The sequence below is a fragment of the Paractinoplanes deccanensis genome (assembly GCF_016862115.1).
Taxonomy (GTDB): domain Bacteria; phylum Actinomycetota; class Actinomycetes; order Mycobacteriales; family Micromonosporaceae; genus Actinoplanes; species Actinoplanes deccanensis.
The window spans coordinates 31,900-57,426 of sequence record NZ_BOMI01000017.1; the positions used below are offsets into that span (position 1 = coordinate 31,900).

Consider the following 25,527-nt stretch of genomic DNA (forward strand, 5'->3'; position numbering starts at 1 on the left):
GCGAGAGGCATGGCCGTCTGGGCGTTCGGCTGGGCGGGCGCCGTGGGTCTTGGGAGGGGAATCGCCGTCTGTGCAGCGGGCATCACGGGCCGTGCGAGAGGCATCGTGGCCTGCGCCGGAGGTGGGTTCTCGATCGCGGGCCGCGCCGAGGGCATCGTGGTCTGCGCCGGGATTGTGGCGTTTTGCGCCGACGAAGTCGTGACAGTTGGCCGCGAGGCCGGGGCCGGGGCTGAGGCGGAAGCCGGGGCAGAGGCGGGCGTTGTGGGCTGCTGCGTGGCAGAGGCGGGCGTTGTGGGCTGCTGCGTGGCAGAGGCGGGCGGTGTGGCCTGCTGCGAGGACGAGGCCGAATGCTGGGTCGCCGATGGACGGGGGAGCGGCATCGCGACCTGAGCCGGGGGTTCGGGTGCCGTCCGCGGTGCGGCGATCAGCGGCTGCGTTACATCGCTCTGCGGTGAGGGCGCGGCATTCTTCGTTGCGGGCGTGGGTTCTGCCTTTGCCGGCACGGCCTGGAAGGGAAGGGTGACATCGCTGTCAGGCGAGGCGGTGGGTTGCGCAGTGGTCGCCGGATGCTGTGCGGCTTTTGTCCCATTGGGGCTGGGTGACGGCTTGCTCGCTGCGGGCGCTGAGGTGAACGCCTCGGTCGGCTCGTCCTCGGGGGGCGCTGACTCGCCCCGCGTGGCGGGAGAGCTGGGCGCCGCGGTGGGCTCGTCCTGCGGTGTGGGCGCAGGCTTCTGCGCGGGCGGAGAGGTGAACGCCTTGGTGGGCTCGTCCTGCTGCTGCGTGGAAGGAGAAGCGAACGCCTCGGTCGGTTCATCGTGCACCGAGGACGCCGGTTCGCCCTGCGCCGGCGTTTTGGTGGTCGCCTTGGGCGGGGCCGAGACGGTGATGGCCTGGGTGGCGTCGGACTCCGCCACCTGGGACGCGGCCGTGCCGGTGGCCGGCGCGGATGAGGCCGGCGTCGCGGGTGCGGGTGCGGGGCCGGTCGCGGGTGCGGGGGTGCTCGCGGATGGCGCCGTGTGAGCGGGCGCAGATGGCGGCGTCGCGGGAACGGGCGCGGATGAGGGCGACGCGGTGGGCGCGGGAGCAGATGGCGGCGCTGCGGGACCGGGCGGAGGCGGCGGCGACGCGGCAGCCTGCGCGGACGGGGGCTGCGCGGACGATGGCTGCGCGGCAGGCGCGGGCGGCGACGCTGGAGGGCTGACCCCCGGAGCGGTCGGCTCGGCGTGGCCCTCGTTCTCGTCCGCGGACGGGCGGGTCTCGTCGGTCGGCTTCGGCGGGTGGGTCATCTCTCTCCTTCCGGTCCCGGGTGCCCGGGCGTCCGGCAAGTATTGCCGGAGCGCGCCACTCTTCGTCGCAGTGATTGCGCGGACGTGTGTTTCACCGCTACCTGTGAGGGATGGCAGCCGTCACCCGCTCGCGGACGCGACGTGTGGGGACTGTGCTGACGGCGTACGGCATGATTTGGACGTTTTTGATCCTTAATCTGCTGATCGTCGAGTTGATGTTCCTCAATCCGAAGACGCCGGCGCACAACACGCTGACGTCGGCCGGGCGGTTTCTCGGGCTGCATCTCGGTTTTGTGCTGGCGCTCCAACTGCTGCTGATCGCGCGCCTGCCTTTTCTCGACCGGCGGATCGGCATGGACCGGCTGACCACATGGCATCGGTGGACCGGATTCACCATTTTCTGGCTCGTCGTCCTGCACCCGACCTTTGTGCTGCTCGGCTATGCGGAGCTCGACGACATCTCGTTCCTCGCCGAGATTGCGAACCTCGCCAAGCAGATGCCGGTCCTGCTCGGCATGATCGCCGCCGGCCTGGTGGGTGTCGTCGCGATTTCCTCCGTACGCCTCGCCCGGCGCGCTCTTTCCTACGAGGCCTGGCACGCCGTCCACCTGGTCGTCTACGCCATCGTTGTCCTGGCGGTCATTCATCAGGTGTACGAGGGCAGCGCCTACAAGAGCAACGAATTCACCCAACTCTATTGGTGGGGCCTGTGGGCGTTCGCGATCGGCGCGCTGCTGACCGGTCGGGTGGTCGTTCCCCTCGTACGGAACGCGCGTCACCGCCTCAAGGTCGCCGCCGTGATCTCCGAGTCGCCGGACGTCGTCTCCGTGCACCTCACCGGCCGCAACCTGGGGGAGTTGCGCGCCCGCCCGGGCCAGTTCTTCCTGTGGCGGTTCCTCGGTCACAACGCGTGGTGGCAGGTGAACCCGTTCTCGCTCTCCGCGGCGCCGGACGGTCGCTCGCTGCGCCTGACAGCGAAGGGCATCGGCTCCACGAGCGCGGGTCTGCGGCAGCTGCCGATCGGCACGCGGGTGTTCGCCGAGGGCCCGTACGGGGCGTTCACCTCGGCCCGGCGCGTGCGCGAGGACGCGGTGCTCATCGCGGGCGGCATCGGTGTCACCCCGATCCGCGCCCTGCTCGAGGACGAGACCCTCACCGGCGACATCGTCGTCCTCTACCGCGTGCGCACGCCCGGCGAGGCCGTGCTCCTCGGCGAGCTGCAGAACCTCGCCCGCCTGCGGCAGGCGCGCCTCCACCTGCTCACCGGGCGCACGGGCGAGGGAAACCAGCCGTTCAGCGCCGGCAACCTGCTCGGCCTGGTCCCGGACATCGCCCAGCGTGACGTCTTCGTGTGCGGCCCGGCCGCCATGACGAACGCGGTGTTGCGCAGCCTGCGACAGCTGGGAGTCCCCGCCCGGCAGCGTCACGCCGAGACGTTCCGCCTGGCGAGCTGACGGTGACATGATCGGCCTCATGGCCACGGACACAGCACACGTCGCGGAGCGCATCAACCGCCCGGCCGACGAGGTCTACGCATACGCCTCGAACCCCGCCCACCTCCCGCAGTGGGCCCCCGGCCTGGGCAAGGCCGTCGAACAGATCGACGGCGACTGGTACGTCATCACCGACGGTGGCAACATCAAGGTCACCTTCGCCCCGCCGAACGACTACGGCGTCCTCGACCACTGGGCCACGTTCCCGGACGGGCAGACCTTCCTCAACCCGCTGCGCGTCGTCCCCTACGGCGACGGCTCCGAGATCGTCTTCTCGGTACGCCGAGCCCTCGGCACCTCCGACGCCGACTTCGCCCGCGACACCTGCCTCGTCGCCGCCGACCTGGCCCGCCTCAAGGCCATCATGGAATCCCGGCCCCTTTGACCTGCAATTTGCAGGCTTTATCGTGCAACCTGCATCGATGTTCATTCGCCGTCGAAAGCTTGACGGACTGTCGCCCACTCGTCACACAATTCTTCTGGGACCGGCTGAGTTCTCGAGGAAAAGTGGGTCCGGCGATGAGGAGCGATGAGCCCGTCGGCAGCCGGTCGGCCGGTGCCCGAAAAACGCCGGTTCTCTGGATCGTGTTCGCGGTCCCCATGCTGACCGGGGTGGTGCTGTTCACCGGAATCGGGATGGTCTGGCTGCTCGGCCGGCGAGGTGACGACACGACATGGGACCGATGGAGTGACGTCGGCGAGGCGTTCGGTGTGATGAACTCCGTGGTATCGGCGATCGCTGTGGCAACGGTCGTGATCACCTGGTCGCTTCAGCGCCGCGAGTTCCGCGAGCAATACGAGGAATTGGCAGTGCAGCGCCGGATCCTCGAGGGAACGGAGTCGGCGTTGCGCCGCAGTGCCGAGGTGGGCATCCGAGGGCTGCACGTCGGGTTGATCGGTATGGCACTCGACAACGAGCACCTCGCTGATGTGTGGCCGAGGGCGTCGACACCCGCGAAGATATGATCAGCAATCTGCGGTATCTCTTTGCGAGCCCGAAGATCCGTGCCTTCTGGGGTGACACGCGGGACGGCAGGCACACCATCTATGTGGACAACACTGCGGAAGCTACCTTCGCGTCCGCGGCCGACGAGATCTGGCGCGAATATGAAGCTGTTCTGTCCTGGGGCCATGTGCGCGACAAGACGAGTCTCGAGGACGAAGCTTCACCTGCTACGGCAGGTCGTTCGCGGCCGCCAGCAGAGTCTCGCGAGTGATGACGACGATGCTCTCGTACGGGGCGACGCCGGCGTCGGGCGGTAGTTGATCGCGCAGCTCGTCGGTGCGATTCGTGCCTACGACAGCGAAGTTGCCGTCGGCCATCTCGAAGATATCGGGGCACGTGATGTTCGTGGCGCTACCACGGGCCTATCGCGTTCGCGTTCGTTGTCGCGCCGGCCTATTTTTCATCCGGACGAGACAAATAGCGGTCCGCGACCGCGGCGGTGATGTCCATGACGCGGCCGGCGGCCAGGTTTTGGGCCAGGCGGATGTACTGGGCGTGAGACCAGACCAGCGGGGTCGCCGAATAGGTGGGGGTGCCGGGGATGCGGCCCGGCGGGGGCTTCTGGTCCCAGACCTGCTCGGGGAGCATGCCGCCGGGGCCGGTGGCTCGGGCCATGTCGGCCAGGCGGGTGCGGGCGGCTCGCGGGTTGCCGGCGGCGATCTCGTAGTCGCCTCGTTCGCCGCTCAGCAGGGGCCAGGCCCGGCCGCGGGTGAGCAGGGAGTCGTCGGGCAGGTTGTACTCCCACTGGGAGCCGTCGAGCTTCTCGCCGAAGCCGTCGAAGGAGGCTCGGTGCCAGAAGAAGCCGTTCGGCGTACGGACGCCCAGCTGTTGATCGACCACGCGCAGCGAGTTGCGGATGTCGGCGTCCGAGGCGGGCAGGACGCCGAGGCGCACCAGCTCCAGGAACGACGGGTCGACGACGCGCCGCTGGTCCACGTTGGACGGGCCGCTGTCGCCGATGTTGTACGTGGTGCCGGCGTTCGGGTTGCCGTCCTTCGTCAGGCGCAGGAAGTACGGCTTCGCGGAGTACGGGCCGGTCGACGTGACGGTCCACGCCTTCACCCGGGCGCGCCACGCGTCGGCCGTCACCAGGTAGCGCGCCGCCGAGGCCTCGTCGCCGTTCGCGCGGGCCAGCGACGCGGCGCAGACCAAACCCGCGATCTCGGTGGCGATGGTGTTGGGGGAGTAGCCGGACTGGTTCTCCCAGCGCTCCTGCGGGGTCGCCGGCGCCTGCTCGTACGACAGCAGGAAGTCCGCCGCCCGCTTCACGTGACTCCACGTGTCCGCGTCGGTGCGGCCCAGGCGGTACGCGAGCACGATCGGCAGCGCCACCTCGTCGAGTTGCAGGCCGCCCCACACGGGGGTGCCGTCGACCTGCGAGTTCTGCGGGAACGAGCCGTCCGGCTTCTGCTGCACGCCGAACAGGAAGTCCAGGGCGCGGTTCGCCCCCGCGCGGTCACCGGCGGCGATCAGCGCCAGCGCGATCTGGTAGAGATCCCGGGACCAGACCAGATGGTACGGGCCGGAAGGGTCATCGGTGCCGAACGCCCACGGCGCGGCGGGCGCTGCCACGTACGCGCCAGGATTGATCTTGTCCTCGCTGGCCGCGAGGATCATCGCGGACGTGCGGTACAACCTCTGCTCCGCGCCGCTGAGCCCGCGCGGCGTCGCGCTGAGACCCTGCAAGTACTTCTTCCATCCGTACGCGTAAGAGCGCGCGACAGACGCGAAACCGCGACCGAGCGACTGCGTGGCGGACGCGAGCGCACCCTGCGCCGAATCGCCGAAAGCGATCGCCAGCGTGGTGTGCCGGTGCGCGACGGCGCCGGTCTGCACCAGATTGCCCGGCTCGGCCGACGCGTACCGCCAGTCCATCCGCCCGTCCCGCAGGTCGGTGCGGCCGTCGCTGACCCCGGCGAACCCGTTCGACGTCGCCGAGAACGGCGGCCACGCGGCGAACGCGCTGGACACCCCGCCGTCCGTGGCGACCAGCGAACGCCCGGAGGTCGAGCCGGCATCGCCGCCGCGGGAGTTGCCGAGCGCCGGGTCGTAGACGGCGTACAGCCGGCCCTGCCCGGAGAACGCGAGATCGACCAGCACCGTCGAGCGCTGCGGATCGACCGTGTACGCGGCCACGAGCCGCCAGCCGCGCCCGCTCAGCGTCTGCCGGAAGCTCAGGCTGTCCGGGTCGCTCTGCTCGGTGGTGACCCTCGACGGCGCGACGACCCGGCGGCCGTCCGACACCACGAACGACAGCGCCCGCGCGCTCGGCCCGCCGATCGTCGGGTAGAAGATCTCACCGAGGCCGCCCTCCCGTTGCACGGTGGCCCAGACGCGGCTCTCCTGCGTACGGGAGGTGAGCAGTCCTGATTTGTCCGCGGGCAGGTATTGCTCGTCGACGCCCGGAGCACCCGGAGCCATCGGCGCGAGCCCCAGGGCGGCGGTGAGCACGACAGGCAGCATCAGCGGCGTCATATCGATGGGTATACCCCTGGTGACCGAACCATGCACGCCGAGCGTTCCGGTGGACAGCGGGCCCGGCGAGGAGAAGGCTGGTCCAGGCACCATCGAACGGAAAGAGGTATGACATGCAATACCGGCAGCTCGGCCGTACCGGCCTGCGGGTTTCCAGCTTCACCCTGGGCACGATGGGCTTCGGCGGCACCGGCTGGGCCACCCCGGTCGGCCAGATCGACGTCTCCGGCGCGCGTGAGCAGATCGCCATCGCGCGGGACGCGGGTGTCAACCTCATCGACACCGCCGACGTCTACTCGGCGGGCCTCTCCGAAAAGATCCTCGGCGAGGCGCTCGGCAACGACCGCGACCAGGTGCTCATCGCCACCAAGGCGCGCATGCCGATGGGCGACGGCCCCAACGACGCGGGCCTGTCCCGCCACCACATCGTGCGGGCGGCCGAGGCCAGCCTGCGCCGGCTCGGCACCGACTACATCGATCTCTACCAGGTGCACGAGTGGGACGGGCAGACGCCGCTCGAAGAGACCCTCACCGCCCTGGACGACCTGGTACGCAGCGGCAAGGTCCGCTACATCGGCTGCTCCAACTACGCGGCGTGGCAGATGATGAAGGCGCTCGGCATCTCCGACGCCCGGCACCTGGAGCGGTTCGCCAGCACCCAGGTCTACTACTCGCTGCAAAATCGCGACATCGAGGCGGAGATCGTGCCGGCGGCGCTCGACCAGGGCGTGGGCATCCTGGTGTGGAGCCCGCTCGCGGGTGGCCTGCTCTCCGGCAAGTACCGCCGCGGCGTGCAGGCGCCGGCCGGCAGCCGCCACCTCAGCGAGTGGTCCGAGCCGCCGGTCAACGACGAGGACAAACTGTACGACACGATCGAGCTCGCCGTGAAGATCGGCGAGTCGCACGGCGTCTCGGCGGCGCAGGTCTCGCTGGCCTACATCGCCCAGAAGCCGGGCATCACGTCGCTGATCGTCGGCTCCCGCACCCCCGAGCAGCTCCGCGACAACCTGGCGGCGGCGTCGCTCGAGCTGACCGCGGACGAGGTCAAGGCGCTGGACGACGTGAGCGGGGAGCCGCTGCGCTACCCGTTCTGGCACCAGCGCAACACGTCCTCGGACCGGCTGTCGGCGGCTGACCTGTCGCAGATCGCGCGGCACCTCTGAGGTAGCACGAGGAGGCCCGCAGCTGCGCGTTGTTGTGGCTGCGGGCTGACCACATGCGCGAGTGCTTGCGGCTGCGCATTGCCGTGGCCGATGCGCGTTTGGCTCGGCCGGCCGGCTGACTGGTCGCCGCGACTGCAACGTCCACGGCTGCGGAAGGACAGCGGTTGTCACGGAATGTGATACTCGGACGTCGTCGGCGGAGACGGCCAAGTCCTGGCGTTGGAAAGCGGCTCGCGTCCAAACGAACGACCGCTGGGCCTCGGCAAGTTCCTTTGTGAGGCGAGCGCGATCTGACGGCGATTGGTGATCGAGGGCTTGACCAACGCATGGCGTCGGGTGGAAAACGATCGCCGCCCGGTGAAGTCGGGCGGCGATCGTCGGGTGTGCGGTCAGGCGAGGACGGCGGCGATCTCGACCGACGGGAGGCCCAGGGCGGCGCCCACCTCGGCGTTGGTGAGCTGGCCGGCGTGGGTGCTCAGGCCCAGGGCGAGCGCCGGGTCGGCGTTCAGGGCGGCCCGCCAGCCCAGGTCGGCGAGCTTGAGCGCGTACGGGAGGGTGGCGTTCGTCAGGGCGTAGGTCGACGTGTTCGGGACGGCGCCGGGCATGTTGGCGACGCAGTAGAAGACCGACTCGTGGACCTTGTAGACCGGGTCCTCGTGGGTGGTGGGGTGCGAGTCCTCGAAGCAGCCGCCCTGGTCGATGGCGATGTCGACCAGCACGGAGCCGGGCTTCATGCGCTTGACCAGCTCGTTCGAGACGAGCTTCGGGGCCTTCGCGCCGGGCACCAGGACGGCGCCGATGACCATGTCGGCCTCGACGAGGGACTGCTCGATGGCGTACGACGAGGAGACCAGCGTCTTGACCCGGCCGCCGAACTGGGCGTCGATCTGGCGCAGGCGGGCGATGTTGAGGTCGAGCACGGTGACGTCGGCGCCCATGCCGAGCGCGATCGTGGCCGCGTTCACGCCGGAGACGCCGCCGCCGATCACGGTGACCTTGGCGGGGCTGACGCCCGGCACGCCGCCGGGGAGCACGCCGCGGCCGCCGCTGTTGCGCATCAGGCTGTACGCGCCGACCTGCGGGGCGAGGCGGCCGGCGACCTCGGACATCGGGGCCAGCAGCGGCAGCGATCCGTCGGCGAGCTGCACCGTCTCGTACGCGATGGCGGTGGTGCCGCCGACCAGCAGGGCCTTGGTGCCCTCGGCGTCGGCGGCCAGGTGCAGGTAGGTGAACAGCACCTGGTCCTTGCGCAGGCGGTGGTACTCGGAGGCGATCGGCTCCTTGACCTTGAGCAGCAGGTCGGCCCGCGCCCAGACAGTGTCCGCGTCGGCAACGATCTCGGCGCCCGCGGCGGCGTAGTCCTCGTCGGTGATGGCGGATCCCGCGCCGGCGCCGGCCTGGACGAGCACGTCGTGCCCGCGGCGGACGAACTCGGCGACCCCGGCGGGCGTGATCGCCACGCGGTACTCGTGGTTCTTGACCTCGGTCGGCACACCGATCCGCATTTTTGCCCGTCCCTTCCTAGCACCGTTGCTCTTGGCGTTAGGGTGAATGATGTGCTGTACGGACGCAATGACGGCGAATAAGATTCTGCGTGAAGCCGCGCGGCGGAGGAAGATGCGGATCGAGGGCCCCTGATGACCGACCAACCGAAGGATCTTCGAGTCCTGGATCACATCGACCGGGAACTGCTGGCCCTGCTCGAAGCGGACGGCCGCATGCCCAACAACGCCCTCGCCGAACGGGTCGGCATCGCCCCGTCCACGTGCCTGACCCGCATCCGGCGCCTGCGCGAGATCGGCGCGATCCGCGGCTTCCACGCCGACGTCGACCCGGCCTGGATCGGCCGTCCGATCCAAGCCATGATCGCTGTACGGATCCGCTCGGAGTCCCGCGACGCGATCGGCAAGTTCGCGTCGTCGCTCGCCGACATCCCGGCGGTGCGCGACGTCTACTTCGTGTCCGGATCGTACGACTTCCTCCTGCACGTGGCGGCCGAGGACGTCGAGGATCTCCGCGCCGTCATCACCGAGCGCCTGAGCGGCACGCGGCTGATCGCGGGCACCGAGACTTACCTGATCTTCGAGCATCGCCGCGGCCAGGGGTGAGCGGTCGCCGATTCGGTGGATAGAACGTTCGTTCTGCCGAAGGGGCGGGTGTCGTGGCGCTCGGGTTGGGTGGATAGAACGTTCGTTCTGCCGAAGGGGCGACGGCGCTGCGAGAGCCGCCCGGAGCGCGCCGACAACCCCGGGCTGCTACCGCGCGGAACGGGTCTGCACCTGGGGCAATGCTCAGCAAGTCCGGGCCGCGGCCGAGCCTAACTGACAGTGGGTCGGGCGAGCTGAGGACGGGCGGAAATGGTGGACACCCTGGTCGCGAGGCAGGAGCCGATGCGGGAGCGCGCGCACGAGCGCGTGCTGGAGCAGGAGCGGCTGGCCGCCCTCCGCGGCTACCAGGTCCTGGACACGCCGCCCGAGAGCGACTTCGACGACCTCGTCGAGCTTGCCGCGCAGCTCTGCCGGACGCCTACCGCGGCCATCAGCCTGGTCGACGAGCATCGGCAGTGGCTCAAGTCGCGGGTGGGAGTCGGCGCCTGTGACACCACTCGGGACGAGTCCTTCTGTGCGTACGCCATGTTCAGCGACGGGGTCATGCAGGTGCCCGACGCCCGGCTCGACGCGCGTTTCCGGGACAACCCGTCGGTGACCGGTGAGCCGGGCATCGTCTTCTACGCCGGCGCCCCTCTCGTCACCGCGAGCGGGCAGGCCCTCGGCGCCCTGTGCGTCATCGACCACGAGCCGCGCCTGCTGACCCCCGAGGAGTGTGCCGGGCTGCGGACGCTGGCCCGGCATGTGATGGCTCAGCTGGAGCTACGGCTGCACGCGCTGCGGCTCGATGCCCGGCTGCGCGACGCCGACCGGGTCAAGGACGAGTTCCTGTCGCGGGTGACCCACGAGCTGCGGACGCCGCTGACCTCGATCAACGGATACCTGGAGTTGCTGGGCGACCGGGAGGGGGCCGACGCCGAGTTCGTGGCGCGGATCCGGCGCAACTCGCGGCGGCTCACCGCGCTCGTCGACGACATGCTGCTTGCCGCGCAGGACAGGCTTGTGGTGCGGCGGCGGGAGCTGGACCTCGCCGAGCTGGCGCGGACCGCCGTGCGGCGCAACGTGGGGCTGGCGCTCACCCGGTGCCTGGACCTTCACGCCGATGCGCCGCTGCCCGTGCCGGTCCAGGGGGATGCCGAGCGGCTCGGGCAGGTGCTGGAGCGGCTGCTGCTCAACGCGGTCAAGTTCACGCCGCGCGGCAGCATCACGGTGCGTGCCTACGCACGGGAGCGGGACGCCGTGCTCGAAGTGCGGGACACCGGCATCGGGATGAGCGCGGAGGAGAGTGCCCGGGCGCTCGCCCCGTTCCGGCGGTCGGCCGCGGCCGAACGGCACGAGGTGCAGGGCGCCGGCCTGGGGCTGTGCATCGTCAAGGCGATCGTGGACGCGCACGGCGGCACGGTCCGGATCGAGAGTGAGCCGGGCCGCGGTACGGCGATCGTCGTGACGTTGCCGATGACGTAGGCGCTACTGTCGGTGCAATCTCGGCTTGCGTGAACCGAAGGAACGCCTGTGTCTCTCCCGAAGCTCGAGCCCGCCCCGGCCGGCGGGCAGTTCGCCGCGGACTCCGCGTACCAGCAGTTGCGGGACGCGATCCTCGACGGTGACATCGGGCCGGGGCGGCGGCTCGTCGAGGAGGAGCTGGCCGGCACGCTTCAGGTGAGCCGCACCCCGGTGCGCGAGGCGCTGCTGCGGCTGGCGCAGGAGGGCCTGGTCGCCCGCACCCGGGGCTGGGTGGTGCGCGACCACTCGCCGGAGGAGGCGCTGCAGATCGTGCAGGCGCGCTCGGCCGTGGAGAGCGCCGCCGCCCGGCTCGCCGCCGGCCTGGTCACCGAGGCCGACCTGGCGCGGCTCGGCGAGCTGGCCGACGAGATCGACCGGCCGGGTGCCACGCTGCGTGAGCTCAACCGGCTCAACCGGCAGTTCCACGGGCTGATCACCGCCGCGTGCGGCAACCCGCTGCTCGTGCAGTTCGCCCAGCGCACCAACATCAGCCACTGGACGTTCAGCGGCACCTGGCTGATGTCGCCGCAGGACGCCGCGGCCGTCAACGCCGAGCACCGCCAGATGATCGAAGCCCTGACGCGGCGGGACGGCGAGGCCATGGAAGCCCTGGTCAGGGCCCACATCGGCCGGACGATCCGGATCCTCGAACAGGCCGCGATCTCTCACTGATCGAGAAATTCGACAGCCGTTATCCCGCTGTAACCGGTTCTGTATACGGTCTCGCATACGAACTCGCCTACAGAGGGAGGGCAGCGTGAGCGCTGTCGATCGCCGTTCCATAACCGCCGTCCTCGCCGCGACCGTGCTGGCGGTCGCCGGCTGCTCCAGCGGCAGCGACGAGCCCGGCAACACACCCGCGGCAACCGGAGGACAGGGCCCGCTGAAGATCGGGTCGGTGCTGCCGACCACCGCCTACGCCGGCGCCGGTGAGCCGCTCGTGGCCGCCGTCAACCTGGCCTTCTCGGACATCAACGAGGCCGGCGGCGTGCTCGGCGGCAAGGCCGAGCTCAAGCAGGTCGACTCCACCGACAACAACGACACCGCCGGCCAGGCCGTGGACAGCCTGGTCACCTGGGGCGCGGACGTGGTCGTCGGCGCGTACGGCTCCGGCATGACCGGCGCGATCGTGCAGAAGGTCGTCGACTCGGGCGCCGTGCAGATCTCCGGCTCGAACACGTCGTCCAAGCTCACCGGCATCAACAAGCAGTACTTCCGCACCGCGCCGACCGACGCGCTCGAGGCCGCCAAGCTCGCCGACCTGATCGTGCAGGACGGGCACGGCACGGTCGGCATGATCGCCCAGAACGACGCGTGGGGCCAGGCGTTCCAGAAGGAGCTGACCGAGGCGCTCGACGCGGCCGGCGTCGAGGTGGTCGCGGCGCAGCAGTTCAACACCACCGACACCGACTTCAAGGCGCAGATCGACGCGGTCTCCGCGGCCAAGCCCGAGGCCGTCGTGCTGCTGGCGTACGCGTCCTACGCCGGCACGATGATCGAGTCGCTGGTCGGCACGCGCGGCTACACCGACAAGAACCTCTACCTGTCCAGCTCGACGCTGGGCGAGTACACGATCAAGCCGGAGCTGCTGAAGGGCCTGCGCGGCTTCCTCAGCGCGCCGAGCCCGGCCGTCTCCGCCGACTTCGAGGCGCGCCTCAAGAAGATCGACAGCAAGCTGACCGCGTTCGCGTACGCGCCGGCGACGTACGACGCCGTGATCGTCAGCGCCCTGGCCGCGATCGCCGCGAAGAGCACCGACGGCAAGGCGATCGCCGCGAAGCTCCCCGAGGTTTCCGGCAGCTCCGGCAACGGCACCAAGTGCACGGCCTTCAAGGAGTGCGCCGACCTGCTCGGCCAGGGCAAGGTCATCGACTACGACGGCCTGAGCGGCGGCCTCAAGTTCGACGGCTCCAACGATGTCACCGAGACCGAGTACCAGCTCAACGTCTACGGGGCCGACGGAAAGTACGCGCCGCGGCAGTGAGACGTCTACTCATGGCACTCGCGCTCCTGCTGGCGGTCCTCGCGCCGGCGGGAGCGGCTCATGCGGCGCCCGGCGACGACCAGTGGGGCTTCCGCGGCCTGGTGCGCGACGGCGAGCGCAAGCCGGTCACCGGCGCCGCCGTCGCGGTGGAGTCGGACGGCGAGGTCGTCGGCACCGACGTCACCGACGCCCGGGGCCGCTGGGAGATCCTCGGCCTCGCCGGGCCCGGCACCTACACCGTCGTGGTCAAGACCGGCGGCAAGACGTACGAGGTGGAGAAGGAGCTCGTGAGGTCGGGCACCACCCTGCCCGTGCAGAACCTGGTGATGTCCACCTCGGACGCGCCCGCCGTGCAGGCGTCGCTCGGCGACAAGCTGGCACAGCGCGCGGTCTCCGGGCTCAACCTCGGCCTGCTCATCGCGATCGCCGCGATCGGGCTCTCGCTGGTCTTCGGCACGTCGCGGTTCACCAACTTCGCGCACGGCGAGAACGTCACCTTCGGCGGGATCATGGGGTACGTCTTCGCGTCGCTCGCCCACCTGCCGCTGCTGCTCGCCGCGGCCGCCGCGACGGTGGCCGGCGCCGCCTTCGGCTACCTGCAGGACCTCGGGTTCTGGCGGCCGCTGCGGCGCAAGGGCGTCTCGCTGGTGACCCTGATGATCGCGAGCATCGGCGCGGCGCTGGCGCTGCGGAGCCTCTTCCAGTTCCTGTACGGCAACGGCACGCGCTCACTGACCCGCGAGGACTGGGGCACCGTCCGGCTCGGCCCGGTCGTCATGCCCGCCACCAGCTACGTCGCGATGGGCATCAGCGTGGCGGTGCTCGTCGCCGTCGGCGTCTGGCTCAAGCGCGGGCGGATCGGCAAGGCCACCCGGGCGGTCGCGAACAACCCGGCGCTCGCCGGTGCCAGCGGCATCGACGTCGACCGGGTGACCCGCATCGTCTGGGTGCTCTCCGGCGGGCTCGCCGCGCTGTCCGGCGTGCTGCTCGGCGTCTTCAACCAGGTCTCCTACGACATGGGGTTCAACCTGCTGCTGCTCATGTTCGCCGCGGTGATCCTCGGCGGCCTGGGCACCGCGTTCGGCACGCTCGCCGGCGCGATCGTGGTCGGCCTGTGCACAGAGATCCTGGTGCTGTGGATCCCCGCGGACATGAAGTACGTCGGCGGGCTCGCCGTCCTCGTCGCCGTCCTGCTGGTGCGCCCGCAGGGCCTCTTCGGCCGCCAGGCCCGGATCGGCTAGGGGGCCGCCATGGACTGGATCCTCAACTCGCTGCGCGAGATCATCACGCCGACCACCGCCGCGTACGCGCTGGCCGCGATCGGTCTCAACATCCACTTCGGGTTCACCGGCCTGGTGAACTTCGGCCAGGCCGGCTTCGTCGCGATCGGCGGGTACGGCTTCGCGATCAGCGTGACGCAGCTCGGCCTGTCGTGGCCGCTCGCCATCGCCGTGACGCTGCTGCTGGCGGTCGGCTACGCGCTGCTGCTCGGCATCCCGACGCTGCGGCTGCGCGCCGACTACCTGGCGATCGTCACCATCGCGTGCGCCGAGATCATCCGCTTCACGCTGAACTCCAGCGCGTTCGCCTCGGTGACCGGCGGCGCGAACGGGCTCTACAACGACTACTCGGGATGGATCACGGGCGCGAACCCGTACCCGCAAGGTCTGGTGCACCTGGGCCCGTGGACGTTCACCTCGACGGACCTGTGGATCGCCACGGTCGACTGGGCGGTGGTCGCGGTCGTCGCGGTGGGCGTGTTCCTGCTGATCCGCAGCCCGTGGGGGCTGGTGCTCAAGGGCATCCGCGAGGACGAGCACGCGATGCTCAGCCTCGGCAAGAACGTCAACCTCCACAAGCTCCAGGCGCTGGTGATGGGCGGGGCGATCGGCGCGCTCGCCGGCATCCTCTACGTGCAGCCGACGTCGGTGCAGCCGTTCGACTTCGCGTCGCGGATGACCTTCAACATGTACACGATGCTGATCCTCGGCGGGGCGGCCACGGTCTTCGGCCCGATCCTCGGCTCGATGATCTTCTGGGTGGTCATGCGCTTCACCGACGAGCTGGTGAACGCGGGCGTCGACGCCGGGCTGCTCGACAACGCCACGCAGGGCAGCCAGCTGCGGTTCGTGCTGGTGGGCGCCGCGCTGGTGCTGCTCGTGGTCTTCCGGCCGCAGGGCATCCTCGGAAACCGGACGGAGCTGAGCTTCGATGCCAAGTGACGCGATCCTCATCGCCGACGGCGTGCACCGGCACTTCGCCGGGGTCACCGCCGTCGACGTCGAGCACGTCGAGATCCCGCGCGGTAGGATCACCGCGCTGATCGGGCCGAACGGCGCGGGGAAGACGACGTTCTTCAACCTGCTGACCGGGTTCGACCGGCCGCAGCGGGGCACGTGGTCGTTCGACGGGACGCCGGTGCAGGGCCTGCCGCCGTACCGGGTGGCGCGTCTCGGCATGGTGCGCACCTTTCAGCTGACCAAGGTGCTGGGCCGGCTGACCGTCCTCGACAACATGCTGCTCGGATCGAACCGTCAGCCGGGCGAGCGGCTGCGCAACGCGCTGCTCGGCGTCGTCTGGAAGAAGCAGGACAGGACCGACCGCGAACGGGCGCGCGAGATCCTGGCGCGCTTCAAGCTCGACGGCAAGGCGGACGACTACGCCGCCGGCCTCTCGGGCGGCCAGCGCAAGCTGCTGGAGATGGCGCGGGCGCTGATGAACGAGCCCACGCTCGTGATGCTCGACGAGCCGATGGCCGGGGTGAACCCGGCGCTGACCCAGTCGCTGCTGGGGCACATCGCGGACCTGCGCGAGCGCGGGATGACGGTGCTCTTCGTCGAGCACGACATGCACATGGTCCGCAACCTCGCCGACTGGGTGGTCGTCATGGCCGCCGGCCGGATCATCGCGGAGGGCACGCCGGAGTCCGTGCTCTCCTCCGAGGCCGTGGTCGACGCCTACCTGGGCGCCCACCACGACACCGACCTTCGCTCGCTGATCGAGGAGGACGCGTGATCGAGGTGAAGGACCTCGTCGCCGGCTACCTGCCGAACGTCGACATCCTCAACGGGTGCGACCTCACCGCCGCGCCCGGCGAGCTGGTGGGGATCGTCGGCCCCAACGGCGCCGGCAAGTCGACGCTGCTCAAGGCCATGTTCGGCCAGGTACGGGTGCGGTCCGGCAGCATCGTGCTGCGGGGCGAGGACGTCACCGGGGTCAAGCCCGACAAGCTGGTCGGCCGCGGCGTGGGCTTCGTGCCGCAGACCGACAACGTCTTCACCGGCCTGACCGTCGGCGAGAACCTCGAGATGGGGATCTTCCAGCGTCCCCGCGCGTTCCGGGAACGGCGGGACGCGGTGTGCGCGCTCTTCCCCGACCTCGCCGGCCGGCTCAAGCAGAAGGCGGGCGCCCTCTCCGGCGGCGAGCGCCAGATGGTCGCCATGGCCCGGGCCCTGATGACGGACCCGTCGGTGCTGCTGCTCGACGAGCCGTCCGCCGGCCTGTCCCCGCAGCGCCAGGACGAGGTCTTCCTGCACGCGCACCGGATCCGCAAGTCCGGCGTCGCGGTCGTCATGGTCGAGCAGAACGCCCGGCGCTGCCTGCAGATCTGCGACCGCGCGTACGTCCTCGACCAGGGCCGCAACGCCCACACCGGCACCGGCCGCGAGCTGCTGCACGACCCCCGGGTGATCGAGCTCTACCTCGGCACCCTCGCAGGAGAAGGAGACCACTAGATGGACGCCGTGCTGACGGTGCCCGAAGCACACAACGAGCCGGTGCTGAGCTACGCGCCCGGGACCGCCGAGCGCGGCTCGCTGGAACGGCGCCTCGCCGAGCTGGCCGGCGAGCGGGCGGAGCTGACCATGACGATCGGCGGCCGCACCCGGATGGGCGGCGGTGCGCCGGCCGACGTCGTCCAGCCGCACCGCCACGCGCACGTGCTCGGCGTGACCCGCCATGCCACGCGCGCCGACGCGCTCGACGCGGTGGCCGCCGCGGGCGAGGCCGCTCCCGGGTGGCGCGATCTCTCGTACGAGGCCCGGGCCTCGATCTTCTTGAAGGCGGCCGATCTGGCGGCCGGGCCGTGGCGGGACACGCTCAACGCGGCGACCATGCTCGGGCAGTCGAAAACCGCCATCCAGGCCGAGATCGACGCGGCCTGCGAGCTGATCGACTTCCTGCGGTTCAACGTCCACTTCGGGCGCAAGCTCCTCGCCGAGCAGCCGGCCTCGGCGCCCGGCACGTGGAACCGGCTGGACCACCGCCCGCTGGAGGGCTTCGTCTACGCGATCACGCCGTTCAACTTCACCGCGATCGCGGCCAACCTGCCGACCGCTCCGGCGCTCATGGGCAACACGGTGATCTGGAAGCCGTCGGTCACCCAGCAGCTCGCCGCGCACCACACGATGCGGCTGCTCGAGGCGGCCGGCCTGCCGCCCGGTGTGATCAACATGGTGACCGGGGACGGGCTCGCGGTCTCGGACGTGGCGCTGGCCCACCCCGACCTCGCGGGCATCCACTTCACCGGCTCGACGCGAGTGTTCCAGCACCTGTGGGCGACAGTGGGCGCCAACCTGGGCACCTACCGCTCGTATCCCCGGCTGGTGGGGGAGACCGGCGGCAAGGACTTCATCCTCGCCCATCCGTCGGCCGATCCGGCGGCGCTGGCGACCGCGATGGTGCGGGGCGCGTTCGAGTATCAGGGGCAGAAGTGCTCGGCCGCCTCGCGGGCGTACGTGCCTCGCTCGCTCTGGGCGGCCGGCCTGCGCGACCGGGTCGCGGCGGAGACCGAGGCGCTCTCGTACGGCGACGTCACCGACCTGAAGCACTTCGGCGGCGCCGTGATCGACGCGCGGGCGTTCGCGCGGCACGCGGCGGCGCTCGACCGGATCAAGGCGGCGCCGTCGTGCACGGTGCTGGCCGGCGGCACGTACGACGACGAGGTCGGCTATTTCGTGCGGCCGACCGTCGTGGAGTGCACGGACCCCGCCGACGAGCTGTTCACCACGGAGTACTTCGGGCCGATCCTCGCGGTGTACGTCTACGACGACCTCGACGAGGTGGTGCGCCAGGCCGACGCCGCCAGCCCGTACGCCCTGACCGGGGCGATCTTCGCGCGGGACCGGGGCGCGCTGGAGGACCTCGGCCGCCGGCTGCGGTTCGCGGCGGGCAACCTCTATCTGAACGACAAGCCGACCGGCGCCGTGGTGGGCCAGCAGCCCTTCGGCGGCGGCCGGGCGTCGGGCACCAACGACAAGGCCGGGTCCTGGCACAACCTGGTGCGGTGGACCTCGCCCCGGACGATCAAGGAGACGTTCGCGCCGCCGACCTCGGTCGCCTATCCGCACATGCGGTAAATTGTATAAGTGCTGTTACATTGCTCCGGTGGACCTTCTGGACAGCAACCACTGGAGCGACCTGCACGCGCTGCTCGCGTCGCTGGACGCGGACATCGCCGAGCTCTACGCGGCGCGCGAGATGGCCGAGGTGCGCACCCGCTTCGTCGGCCCGCTCATCGCGCTGCACCGCTTCGGGCCGATGACCATCCGGGCGCTCGCCGAGAAGCGGGGCGTCAGCCACTCGGCGATGAGCCAGACCGCGGCGGCGATGACCAAGGCCGGCCTGGTCGAGAGCGTGCCCGGCACCGACGGGCGGACCAGGCCCATCCGGCTCACCGCCCGAGCCGCCGAGATCATGCCGTTTCTCGTCGCCGAGTGGCGCGCCACCGAGGCGGCCGTGCGCGAGCTCGACGCCGAGCTCCCGTACTCGCTCACGCAGGTCACCGCCGACCTGCGTGAGCTGCTCGCCCGCCGGCCGTTCGCCCGGCGCCTGCGGGACCACCTAGGATGAGGGCGGCGCTCGCGGACCTCAGCCCGCTGCGCGAGAACCGCACGTTCCGGAGGCTGTGGCTCGGCACCACGGCCTCCGGGTTCGGCGGCCAGTTCGGCAGCTTCGCGACCGTCTACTACATCTGGGACCGCACCCACAGCGCGGCGATCGTCGGCCTCGTCGGCCTCGCTCTCGGCGTACCCCTGATCGTCCTGGCCCTGGCCGGAAGCGCCTTCGCCGACCACGTCGACCGGCGCAAGCTCGCCCTGCGGTGCACGGCCGGGCAGATCGTGGTGAGCGCCGCGATGACGGTGGTGGCCTTCACCGACCTCGGCGGCGTGCCGGCGATGCTGCTGCTGATCGCGGTCTCATCGGCCCTCGGCGGCCTCAACGGCCCGGCACGCCAGACCTTCGTGCCCGCCGTGCTCTCCGGCGAGCGCCTCGCCGCGGGCCTCGCCCTCAACCACCTGTCGTTCCAGCTGGCGATGCTGCTCGGCCCGGCCGCGGCCGGCGCGCTCACCGCCGCCGCCGGGGTGGGATGGTGCTTCGCCTTCGACACGCTCACCTTCGGCTTCGCCCTGGTCGGCCTCGCCGGCCTGCCGTCCGGCGTTCCCGCCGCCGAGGGCCGGTCCGGCGTGCGGGCGGTCCGGGCCGGTCTGTCGTACGCGGTGCGCACGCCCCAGGTGCGCGGCGCCCTGCTGGCCGACCTCGCCGCCACGGTGCTCGCCATGCCGTTCGCCCTGTTCCCGGTCATCAACGAGGAGAAGTTCGGCGGCCGCCCCGAGGTGCTCGGCCTGTTCGCCACCGCCGTCGCGGTCGGCGGGGTGCTCGCCTCGGTGCTCTCCGGCCTCGCCACCCGTCACCCGCGCCCGGGCCTGATGCTGCTCGCCTGCGGCGCGGTCTGGGCCGTCGCGCTCGGCCTGGCCGGGCTCAGCGGCAGCCTGCTCGCGGTGCTCGGCTTCCTCGCGATCGCCGGCGCGGCGGACACGTGGGCCGTGGTGTCGCGCGGCACGGTCGTGCAGAGCGCCACACCGGACACGTACCGGGGACGCGTGGCCTCCCTCGAGCACATCGCGGGCGCGGCCGGACCGCACCTCGGCAACCTGCGCGCCGGCCTGGTCGCCTCGCTCACCTCCGGCGGCGTGGCCCTCGCCCTCGGTGGCGCCCTGGGCCTGCTCGGGACGGCGCTGATCGCCTACGCCACCCCGGCCCTGCGCCGCTACCGGTTGCCCGCCTGACCCGGGCCGCCCCGCCCCGGTTGGCGGGGCGGCCCCGGCGTCAGATCCAGGGGCGCACGACGTTGCCCATGATGATGTCGGCGCCGGTCCAGTTGTAGTAGATCGAGAAGTGCATGGCCGCGCCCACGTTGTTGGTGTCGCAGTAGAGCGGCCGGTTGCCGTTGCTGGCGTGGATGCGCACGCAGAAGCGCAGCCCGTCCGAGTTCTTGTCGGCGACCGCGATGTCGTAGTGGTCGCCGGAGATCCGCTGGATGTGCGCGCCGCCGCGGAGCACCCCCGAGCTGTAGAAGTCCCAGTCGCCGCTGTCCCCGATCGGGCCGGCCGCGAGGGCCGGGGTCGCGGTCAGCGCGAGCGCGCCGAGGCCCAGCCCGGTGGCCATGGCTGCCTTGCGGATGATGTGTCGCATGTGCCCTCCCTGTGTCGGCTTGCTGTGAAAAAGACGGTAGGGGCGCTTCCGGGCGGCGGCGAAGCGATCCGGCGCCGCGGTGGACAACGTTGCCGGGCCGGCCCGCCCCGCCTGCCGCAATGCCGACTCACTTGCGCCGGTCGATGGACAACAGGGGACAATCCCCAAAGGACGACCGCCGGCCGACCACGTGGGGGACCGAGGGTGCCGAGATCGCAACAGCCGCTCGACGGGAACGATCCGGTGGTGCGTTTCGCCCGGCGGCTCCGGGGCGCCCGCGAACGGGCCGGGCTGACCCTGCGGCAGCTCGCGGCGGCCGCCGGATACGCGCGCAGCACCCTGTCGCTCGCGGAGAGCGGGAGCCGGCTGCCCGGATGGGCGGTCACCGAGGCGTACGTCCGGGCCTGCGGCCAACGGGACCTCTCGCGCTGGCGCGGCTGGTGGGAGGCGGCGGACGAGGCCGGCCCCGCCCCGCAGCACTCGCCGGTGCCGTCCGGGCCACAGTTGCTGCCGGCGGACGTGCGCGGCCTGGTGGGGCGGGCCGGTGCACTCCGGGCGCTCGACACGGCGGCGCCGGTGGTGACCGTCTCGGGGCCGGCCGGGGTCGGCAAGACCGCGCTCGCCGTGCACTGGGCGCACCGCCGCGGCGAGCGCTTCCCGGACGGGCGGCTCTACGTGAACCTGCGCGGCTTCTCCGGCGGCGAGCCGATGCCACCGGACGAGGCGCTGCGCATCCTCCTCGACGCGCTCGGCGCCCCGCCCCGCCAGCAGCAGGCGAGCCTGGACGCGCTGGCCTCCAGCTATCGAGGACTGGTCGCGGGCAAGCGGCTGGTCGTCGTGCTGGACAACGCGCGCGACGCCGCCCAGGTGCGCCCGCTGCTGCCCGGCACGGACACCGTGCGCACCCTCGTGACCAGCCGCAACCAGCTCACCGGGCTGTCCGTCACCGACGGGGCGCAGCCGCTCGCCCTCACCGCGCTCAGCGACGCCGACGGCCGCGCCCTGCTGGCCGCCCGGTTGACGGGCGCCGAGCTTCCTCCCGACCCGCCGAGCGGCGGGCCTGCCGGTGGTGCGTCTTTCGGCGTCCGGCCTGCCGGTGGTGCGTCTTTCGGCGTCCGGCCTGCTGGTGATGCGTCTTTCGGCGTCCGGCCCGCCGGCGGTGCGTCTTTCGCGGGCCGGCTCACCGGTGCGGATGCTGAGGCGGTCGACACGATCGTGCGGCGGTGCGCGGGGCTGCCGCTCGCGCTGAGCATCGTGGCCGCGCGGGCGCGGCAGACCGGGCATCCGCTGGCCGGCCTCGCGAGCGAGCTGGCGGAGGGCGATCACGTGCTCGAGCCGCTCACGGCCGGGGACGCGGCGACCGACCTCCGCACGGTGTTCTCGTGGTCGTACGCGGGGCTCGGTCGGGCGGCGGCGAAGCTGTTCCGCATGCTGTCGCTGTGCGCGGGACCCGACGTGCCGGAGGCGGCCGCGGCGGCGCTGGCCGGGACGGACCTGACGCGATGCCGGCGCGAGCTGGCGGAGCTCGTGGACGCGAGCCTGCTCGAGACCCCGGCGCCCCGCCGCTATGTTCTGCACGACCTGCTCCGGGCGTACGCCAAAGGCCTGGTCTGTGAGAACGAGGACGAGGAGACCCGCCGCGCCGCGGTGAGCCGGATGCTGGACCACTGGCTCGCGACGGCGCTGGCGGCCGACCGTCTGCTGCGGCCCGAACGCGACCCGATGCCGCTGGCACGCCTCGGCCCGGAGATCAGCCCGTTCGCCGATCGGGACGAGGCGACCGCGTGGCTCGACGCGGAGCTGCGCTCGCTGCTGGCGGCCGTCGAGCAGGCGGCGGCGGAGGGGTACGACGCGCACGCGTTCCAGCTCGTCTGGGCGCTCAACTCCTATCTGCGCCGGCGAGGCCACTGGCCGGAGTGGGCCCGATCGTGGCAGCTGGCCCGCGCGGCGGCGCAACGACTCGGCCACCCGGCCGCGCAGGGCCTGGCGCTGCGCGGCCTCGCCCACATGAGCAGCGTCAACGGCCGCCCGCAGGAGGCGCTCGCGGCGCTGCGCGAGGCGGCCGAGCTCTACCGCCGGGCCGGCGACCTGACCGGCGAGGCGCAGACGTGCCTCCAGCTGTGCACGATCGACAGCGAGTACGGCGACCCGGAGGTCGCGCTGGACCACGCCCGGCGCGCCGAGAAGCTCTTCGAGGCGGCCGGGCACCGGCGCGGCGCGGCCTCGGCGATGAACTTCGCCGGCTGGATCCTCGCCCAGCTGGGCCGGCACCGCGAGGCGGCGGAGCTCTGCGCGAGATCGGTCGAGCTGCACCACACTCTGGGCGCCCAGCACGAGGAGGCGCTCGCCCTGGACAGCCTCGGCCACGCGCTCAGCCACCTCGGCGAGCACGAGGAGGCGATCGCGTGCTGCCGGCGTTCGGCAGCCCTGCACCGCGAGCTCGGCAACCGCGTCCAGGAGGCCGGCGCCCTCGACAGCCTCGGCGACGCCCACGCGGCCGCCGGCGCCGCCGACGAGGCCCACCGAGCTTGGCGGGCGGCCTACGACACCCTGCGCGAACTCGAACACCCCCAGGCCGACATGGTCAAGGCGAAGCTGTCCCACCACGACCCGCCGGCGGCTATCGGGCCGCTCTGACCCGGCTCCGGCCGCGGCGACGTGGACGCACCTGCGCCATCGCCGGCGGCGTGGTGGGCGAGCCGCGCCGGCACTGGCGGCCCTGCCTCGGCTTGGCCGGCCGCCGCCGAACCCGCGATGTGAGGCACCGCCACCCCGGCAGCGCGCCCACCACACAGCCCACCCTCCCAAAGGGGGACCCCCACCACGAGAGCCATCCTCCCGAAAAACGCGTGATCAAGCCGCGTCGGCTGTGGACAACGGCTGCTGTGGACAACGGCTGCTGTGGACAACGGGCCGTTGGCGAAGCGGCTCCGCTCGCCGGTCTTGATCCGCTGGACGGACTCTGTGCGGCGGGTCGGTTCAGGGCGCGCGGTGGCGGCGGAGGCGTGGGCAGCGGTGCCGGTTTGGTTCGGGACGTCCGCGGTGGCGGCAAGGGCATGGCGGCGGTGCCGGTTTGGTTCGGGACATCCGCGGTGGCGGCAGGGGCATGGCGGCGGTGCCGGGTTTGTTCGGGACGTCCGCGATGGCGGCGGGCGCGTGCGGGTGCCGGATGGGATTGGACCTGCGCGGTGGCGGGGTGTGTGCGGTCGTGCCGGCCTGCGGCCGTGGCGAGGTGTGCGGCGGTGCCGAGGGCGTCCGCGGTGGTGCCGAAGGCGTGCGGGCATGCGCGGTTGCGACGGGCCGGCGAAGGACGATGCGTCGCCGGGCCGGTAAGGGGTGGTGCGACGGCAGGCCGGTGAAGCGGCCCCAGCAGGTCGGTGCAGGGCGTCTGCGGTCCCGGCGCCCCTTCGCCGCGGCTACTCGAAGCTCTGGTACATCAGATGCAGCCCCACGCGCCCCAGCGTGGGGTGCTGGAAAGCGCCCGGCACAGTCCCCAGCACGGTGAAGCCGAGGCGTTCGTACAAAGCGACGGCGGCCTGGTTGGAAGCGGCCACCGCGTTGAACTGCATGCCCGCGTACCCCTCGGAGCGAGCCCACGCGAGGGCGTCGCGGCACAGGAGCGTGCCCACCCCCTGACCGCGCGCGGACGCGGCGACCATGAAGCTCGCGGTGGCGATGTGGGCGCCCGGGCCTGCCCGGTTGGGGCCCATCTTCGCGGTGCCGAGGACGCCTCCGCCCGTGTCGGCGGCCACCGTGGTGCGGCCGGGCGGGCGTTCGATCCAGACGGCCCGGGCTTGGTCGGGGGACATCGCCGGGTCGTACGGGAAGGTGTCGGCCGCCGTGATCACCTCGTGGATGATCGGCCAGACGGCGGGCCAATCGTGGTCGTCGAAGTCTCGGAGCTGCACGCGCCAGACCGTAGCGGCGCCGCGGGCCGGGCGCGACCACATTATGGCGGGCTGCGCGGGGCAGGTACTTTGTGTCGGGCGCGACCTCCGATCGCGCGGAGGAAGGTGCCACGCGATGACGACCGAGCGGAACAGGGCGACGGGACGGCCGACGCTGGAGGAGGTCGCCGCGCGCGCCGGTGTGGGCCGCGGGACGGTGTCGCGCGTGGTGAACGGCTCGGCTCAGGTGAGCCCGCGGGCGCGGCAGGCGGTCGAGGAGGCGATCCAGGAGCTGGGGTACGTGCCCAACCGGGCCGCCCGCACGCTGGTCACGCAGCGGACCGACTCGGTGGCGCTGGTCATCTTCGAGTCGGGGGAGCGGTTCTTCGCCGAGCCGTTCTTCGGGCGGATCGTGCAGGCGATCTCGTCGGTGCTGGTGGCGCGCAACCTTCAGATGGTTCTCATGATCGCGCAAGCGCCGGAGGAGCGCCGGCGGCTCGAGGGCTATCTGACGCGGCAGCACGTCGACGGGGCGCTGCTGCTGTCGCTGCACGGCGACGACCCGCTGCCGGCCGTGCTCGAGGAGCGGGGTGTGGCGACGGTACGGGCGGGCAAGCCGACGTACGCGGACCGCGGCACCTACGTCGACGCCGACAACCGGGGCGGCGCGCGCGAGGCCGTGTCCTACCTGTGGTCGCAGGGCCGGCGGCGGATCGCGGCGATCACCGGGCCGCTCGACATGACCGCCGGCATCGGGCGGCTCGAGGGCTACCGCGACGTGGTCGGGGACGGCCCGGTGGCGTTCGGTGACTTCAGCGAGGAGAGCGGCGCCGCGGCGATGTACCGGCTGCTGGAGCAGTACCCGGACCTCGACGCGGTGTTCGCCGCCTCGGACACGATGGCCTCGGGTGCGATGCGGGTCCTGCGCCAGCACGGCCGCCGTGTCCCGCAGGACGTCGCGGTGATCGGATTCGACGACTCGATCGTGGCGCAGCACACCGAGCCTCAGCTCACCAGCGTCGACCAGCCGATCGCCGAGATGGGCCGCGAGATGGTGCGCCTGCTGCTCGCCAAGATCGACGGCGACGATCCGGCGGAGAGCCAGGTCGTCCTGCCGACCCGCCTGGTGATCCGGGGCTCGGCTTGAGA

Annotated in this window: 23 protein-coding genes and 1 pseudogene; 19 read left to right on the forward strand and 5 right to left on the reverse strand. The window is 71.6% G+C overall.

Features of this window, described 5'->3' with window-relative positions; genetic code table 11:
- Nucleotides 1–9: 9 nt before the first annotated feature.
- The 5 genes and pseudogenes from Ade02nite_RS05825 to Ade02nite_RS51065 all read left to right on the forward strand — a co-directional run bounded on the left by Ade02nite_RS05825 (nt 10) and on the right by Ade02nite_RS51065 (nt 3,996).
- Entirely contained in the window at nt 10–390 is a 381-nt protein-coding gene (locus Ade02nite_RS05825; protein ID WP_203760472.1) for a hypothetical protein, read from the forward strand.
- Nucleotides 391–675: 285 nt separating this feature from the next.
- The gene (locus Ade02nite_RS05830; protein ID WP_203760473.1) at nt 676–1,020 is read left to right on the forward strand and encodes a hypothetical protein; all 345 of its coding nucleotides are present in this window, start codon (nt 676–678) and stop codon (nt 1,018–1,020) included.
- A 418-nt stretch (nt 1,021–1,438) separates the two neighbouring features.
- Complete coding sequence (locus tag Ade02nite_RS05835) at nt 1,439–2,740, forward strand: ferredoxin reductase family protein (protein ID WP_239168561.1); 1,302 nt, start codon at nt 1,439–1,441, stop codon at nt 2,738–2,740.
- 19 nt (nt 2,741–2,759) lie between these two features.
- On the forward strand, nt 2,760–3,164 hold the full coding sequence (locus Ade02nite_RS05840; protein ID WP_203760475.1) for an SRPBCC family protein: 405 nt from the start codon (nt 2,760–2,762) through the stop codon (nt 3,162–3,164).
- Between the two features lie 329 nt (nt 3,165–3,493).
- Nucleotides 3,494–3,996 (forward strand): annotated as a pseudogene (locus Ade02nite_RS51065) (DUF6082 family protein).
- Here the strand turns inward: Ade02nite_RS51065 and Ade02nite_RS05850 are convergent.
- Both Ade02nite_RS05850 and Ade02nite_RS05855 read right to left on the reverse strand, forming a co-directional pair.
- On the reverse strand, nt 3,953–4,102 hold the full coding sequence (locus tag Ade02nite_RS05850) for a hypothetical protein (RefSeq protein ID WP_203760477.1): 150 nt from the start codon (nt 4,100–4,102) through the stop codon (nt 3,953–3,955). The pseudogene Ade02nite_RS51065 and the gene Ade02nite_RS05850 sit on opposite strands and share 44 nt — an antisense overlap.
- A gap of 76 nt (nt 4,103–4,178) precedes the next feature.
- Nucleotides 4,179–6,248: a glycoside hydrolase family 15 protein gene (locus tag Ade02nite_RS05855; protein WP_239168562.1), complete on the reverse strand. Its 2,070-nt coding sequence runs from the start codon at nt 6,246–6,248 to the stop codon at nt 4,179–4,181.
- 125 nt (nt 6,249–6,373) lie between these two features.
- Here Ade02nite_RS05855 and Ade02nite_RS05860 point away from each other — a divergent pair, with 125 nt between their 5' ends.
- On the forward strand, nt 6,374–7,423 hold the full coding sequence (locus Ade02nite_RS05860; protein WP_203760479.1) for an aldo/keto reductase: 1,050 nt from the start codon (nt 6,374–6,376) through the stop codon (nt 7,421–7,423).
- 389 nt (nt 7,424–7,812) lie between these two features.
- Here Ade02nite_RS05860 and ald read toward each other — a convergent pair whose 3' ends face one another.
- Entirely contained in the window at nt 7,813–8,928 is a 1,116-nt protein-coding gene (ald, locus tag Ade02nite_RS05865) for an alanine dehydrogenase (protein ID WP_203760480.1), read from the reverse strand.
- 132 nt (nt 8,929–9,060) lie between these two features.
- Between ald and Ade02nite_RS05870 the strand changes: the two genes are divergently transcribed.
- The 11 genes from Ade02nite_RS05870 to Ade02nite_RS05920 all read left to right on the forward strand — a co-directional run bounded on the left by Ade02nite_RS05870 (nt 9,061) and on the right by Ade02nite_RS05920 (nt 20,085).
- Complete coding sequence (locus Ade02nite_RS05870; protein ID WP_203760481.1) at nt 9,061–9,531, forward strand: Lrp/AsnC family transcriptional regulator; 471 nt, start codon at nt 9,061–9,063, stop codon at nt 9,529–9,531.
- A gap of 249 nt (nt 9,532–9,780) precedes the next feature.
- Entirely contained in the window at nt 9,781–10,995 is a 1,215-nt protein-coding gene (locus Ade02nite_RS05875) for a GAF domain-containing sensor histidine kinase (protein WP_203760482.1), read from the forward strand.
- Between the two features lie 48 nt (nt 10,996–11,043).
- Entirely contained in the window at nt 11,044–11,706 is a 663-nt protein-coding gene (locus tag Ade02nite_RS05880) for a GntR family transcriptional regulator (RefSeq protein ID WP_203760483.1), read from the forward strand.
- Nucleotides 11,707–11,791: 85 nt separating this feature from the next.
- On the forward strand, nt 11,792–13,018 hold the full coding sequence (locus Ade02nite_RS05885; RefSeq protein ID WP_203760484.1) for an ABC transporter substrate-binding protein: 1,227 nt from the start codon (nt 11,792–11,794) through the stop codon (nt 13,016–13,018).
- A gap of 11 nt (nt 13,019–13,029) precedes the next feature.
- A complete protein-coding gene (locus Ade02nite_RS05890) occupies nt 13,030–14,259 on the forward strand; it encodes a branched-chain amino acid ABC transporter permease (protein WP_203760485.1) in 1,230 nt (409 codons plus the stop codon).
- Nucleotides 14,260–14,268: 9 nt separating this feature from the next.
- Nucleotides 14,269–15,240, forward strand: coding sequence for a branched-chain amino acid ABC transporter permease (locus Ade02nite_RS05895; protein ID WP_203760486.1), 972 nt, complete (start codon nt 14,269–14,271; stop codon nt 15,238–15,240).
- On the forward strand, nt 15,230–16,033 hold the full coding sequence (locus Ade02nite_RS05900) for an ABC transporter ATP-binding protein (protein ID WP_203760487.1): 804 nt from the start codon (nt 15,230–15,232) through the stop codon (nt 16,031–16,033). Before Ade02nite_RS05895 ends, Ade02nite_RS05900 begins: the two co-directional genes overlap by 11 nt.
- Nucleotides 16,030–16,752: an ABC transporter ATP-binding protein gene (locus Ade02nite_RS05905; RefSeq protein WP_203760552.1), complete on the forward strand. Its 723-nt coding sequence runs from the start codon at nt 16,030–16,032 to the stop codon at nt 16,750–16,752. Before Ade02nite_RS05900 ends, Ade02nite_RS05905 begins: the two co-directional genes overlap by 4 nt.
- Nucleotides 16,753–18,375: an L-glutamate gamma-semialdehyde dehydrogenase gene (gene pruA, locus Ade02nite_RS05910; protein WP_203760488.1), complete on the forward strand. Its 1,623-nt coding sequence runs from the start codon at nt 16,753–16,755 to the stop codon at nt 18,373–18,375.
- 28 nt (nt 18,376–18,403) lie between these two features.
- Complete coding sequence (locus Ade02nite_RS05915) at nt 18,404–18,868, forward strand: MarR family winged helix-turn-helix transcriptional regulator (protein WP_239168563.1); 465 nt, start codon at nt 18,404–18,406, stop codon at nt 18,866–18,868.
- Nucleotides 18,865–20,085 (forward strand): MFS transporter, encoded by a 1,221-nt coding sequence (locus tag Ade02nite_RS05920; RefSeq protein ID WP_203760489.1) that lies wholly within the window; start codon nt 18,865–18,867, stop codon nt 20,083–20,085. The genes Ade02nite_RS05915 and Ade02nite_RS05920 overlap by 4 nt, the downstream gene beginning before the upstream one ends.
- A 40-nt stretch (nt 20,086–20,125) precedes the next feature.
- Here the strand turns inward: Ade02nite_RS05920 and Ade02nite_RS05925 are convergent, their stop codons facing one another.
- Nucleotides 20,126–20,491: a hypothetical protein gene (locus Ade02nite_RS05925; RefSeq protein WP_203760490.1), complete on the reverse strand. Its 366-nt coding sequence runs from the start codon at nt 20,489–20,491 to the stop codon at nt 20,126–20,128.
- Between the two features lie 204 nt (nt 20,492–20,695).
- Between Ade02nite_RS05925 and Ade02nite_RS05930 the strand changes: the two genes are divergently transcribed.
- Nucleotides 20,696–23,128 (forward strand): ATP-binding protein, encoded by a 2,433-nt coding sequence (locus Ade02nite_RS05930; RefSeq protein ID WP_203760491.1) that lies wholly within the window; start codon nt 20,696–20,698, stop codon nt 23,126–23,128.
- A gap of 779 nt (nt 23,129–23,907) precedes the next feature.
- Here Ade02nite_RS05930 and Ade02nite_RS05935 read toward each other — a convergent pair.
- The gene (locus Ade02nite_RS05935; protein WP_203760492.1) at nt 23,908–24,399 is read right to left on the reverse strand and encodes a GNAT family N-acetyltransferase; all 492 of its coding nucleotides are present in this window, start codon (nt 24,397–24,399) and stop codon (nt 23,908–23,910) included.
- 115 nt (nt 24,400–24,514) lie between these two features.
- On the opposite strand from Ade02nite_RS05935, the gene Ade02nite_RS05940 reads away from it, so the two are divergent.
- Entirely contained in the window at nt 24,515–25,525 is a 1,011-nt protein-coding gene (locus Ade02nite_RS05940) for a LacI family DNA-binding transcriptional regulator (RefSeq protein ID WP_203760493.1), read from the forward strand.
- Nucleotides 25,526–25,527: the final 2 nt, after the last annotated feature.

Excerpts from the sequence above, each read along its gene's own strand:
- Ade02nite_RS05855 (WP_239168562.1), bottom strand. The coding sequence starts at position 6,248 with ATGCTGCCTGTCGTGCTCACCGCCGCCCTGGGGCTCGCGCCGATGGCT.
- Ade02nite_RS05920 (WP_203760489.1), top strand. The coding sequence starts at position 18,865 with ATGAGGGCGGCGCTCGCGGACCTCAGCCCGCTGCGCGAGAACCGCACG.
- ald (WP_203760480.1), bottom strand. The coding sequence starts at position 8,928 with ATGCGGATCGGTGTGCCGACCGAGGTCAAGAACCACGAGTACCGCGTG.
- pruA (WP_203760488.1), top strand. The coding sequence starts at position 16,753 with ATGGACGCCGTGCTGACGGTGCCCGAAGCACACAACGAGCCGGTGCTG.
- Ade02nite_RS05850 (WP_203760477.1), bottom strand. The coding sequence starts at position 4,102 with ATGGCCGACGGCAACTTCGCTGTCGTAGGCACGAATCGCACCGACGAG.
- Ade02nite_RS05840 (WP_203760475.1), top strand. The coding sequence starts at position 2,760 with ATGGCCACGGACACAGCACACGTCGCGGAGCGCATCAACCGCCCGGCC.
- Ade02nite_RS05925 (WP_203760490.1), bottom strand. The coding sequence starts at position 20,491 with ATGCGACACATCATCCGCAAGGCAGCCATGGCCACCGGGCTGGGCCTC.
- Ade02nite_RS05825 (WP_203760472.1), top strand. The coding sequence starts at position 10 with ATGGCCGTCTGGGCGTTCGGCTGGGCGGGCGCCGTGGGTCTTGGGAGG.
- Ade02nite_RS05860 (WP_203760479.1), top strand. The coding sequence starts at position 6,374 with ATGCAATACCGGCAGCTCGGCCGTACCGGCCTGCGGGTTTCCAGCTTC.
- Ade02nite_RS05940 (WP_203760493.1), top strand. The coding sequence starts at position 24,515 with ATGACGACCGAGCGGAACAGGGCGACGGGACGGCCGACGCTGGAGGAG.
- Ade02nite_RS05900 (WP_203760487.1), top strand. The coding sequence starts at position 15,230 with ATGCCAAGTGACGCGATCCTCATCGCCGACGGCGTGCACCGGCACTTC.
- Ade02nite_RS05890 (WP_203760485.1), top strand. The coding sequence starts at position 13,030 with ATGGCACTCGCGCTCCTGCTGGCGGTCCTCGCGCCGGCGGGAGCGGCT.
- Ade02nite_RS05875 (WP_203760482.1), top strand. The coding sequence starts at position 9,781 with ATGGTGGACACCCTGGTCGCGAGGCAGGAGCCGATGCGGGAGCGCGCG.
- Ade02nite_RS05895 (WP_203760486.1), top strand. The coding sequence starts at position 14,269 with ATGGACTGGATCCTCAACTCGCTGCGCGAGATCATCACGCCGACCACC.
- Ade02nite_RS05870 (WP_203760481.1), top strand. The coding sequence starts at position 9,061 with ATGACCGACCAACCGAAGGATCTTCGAGTCCTGGATCACATCGACCGG.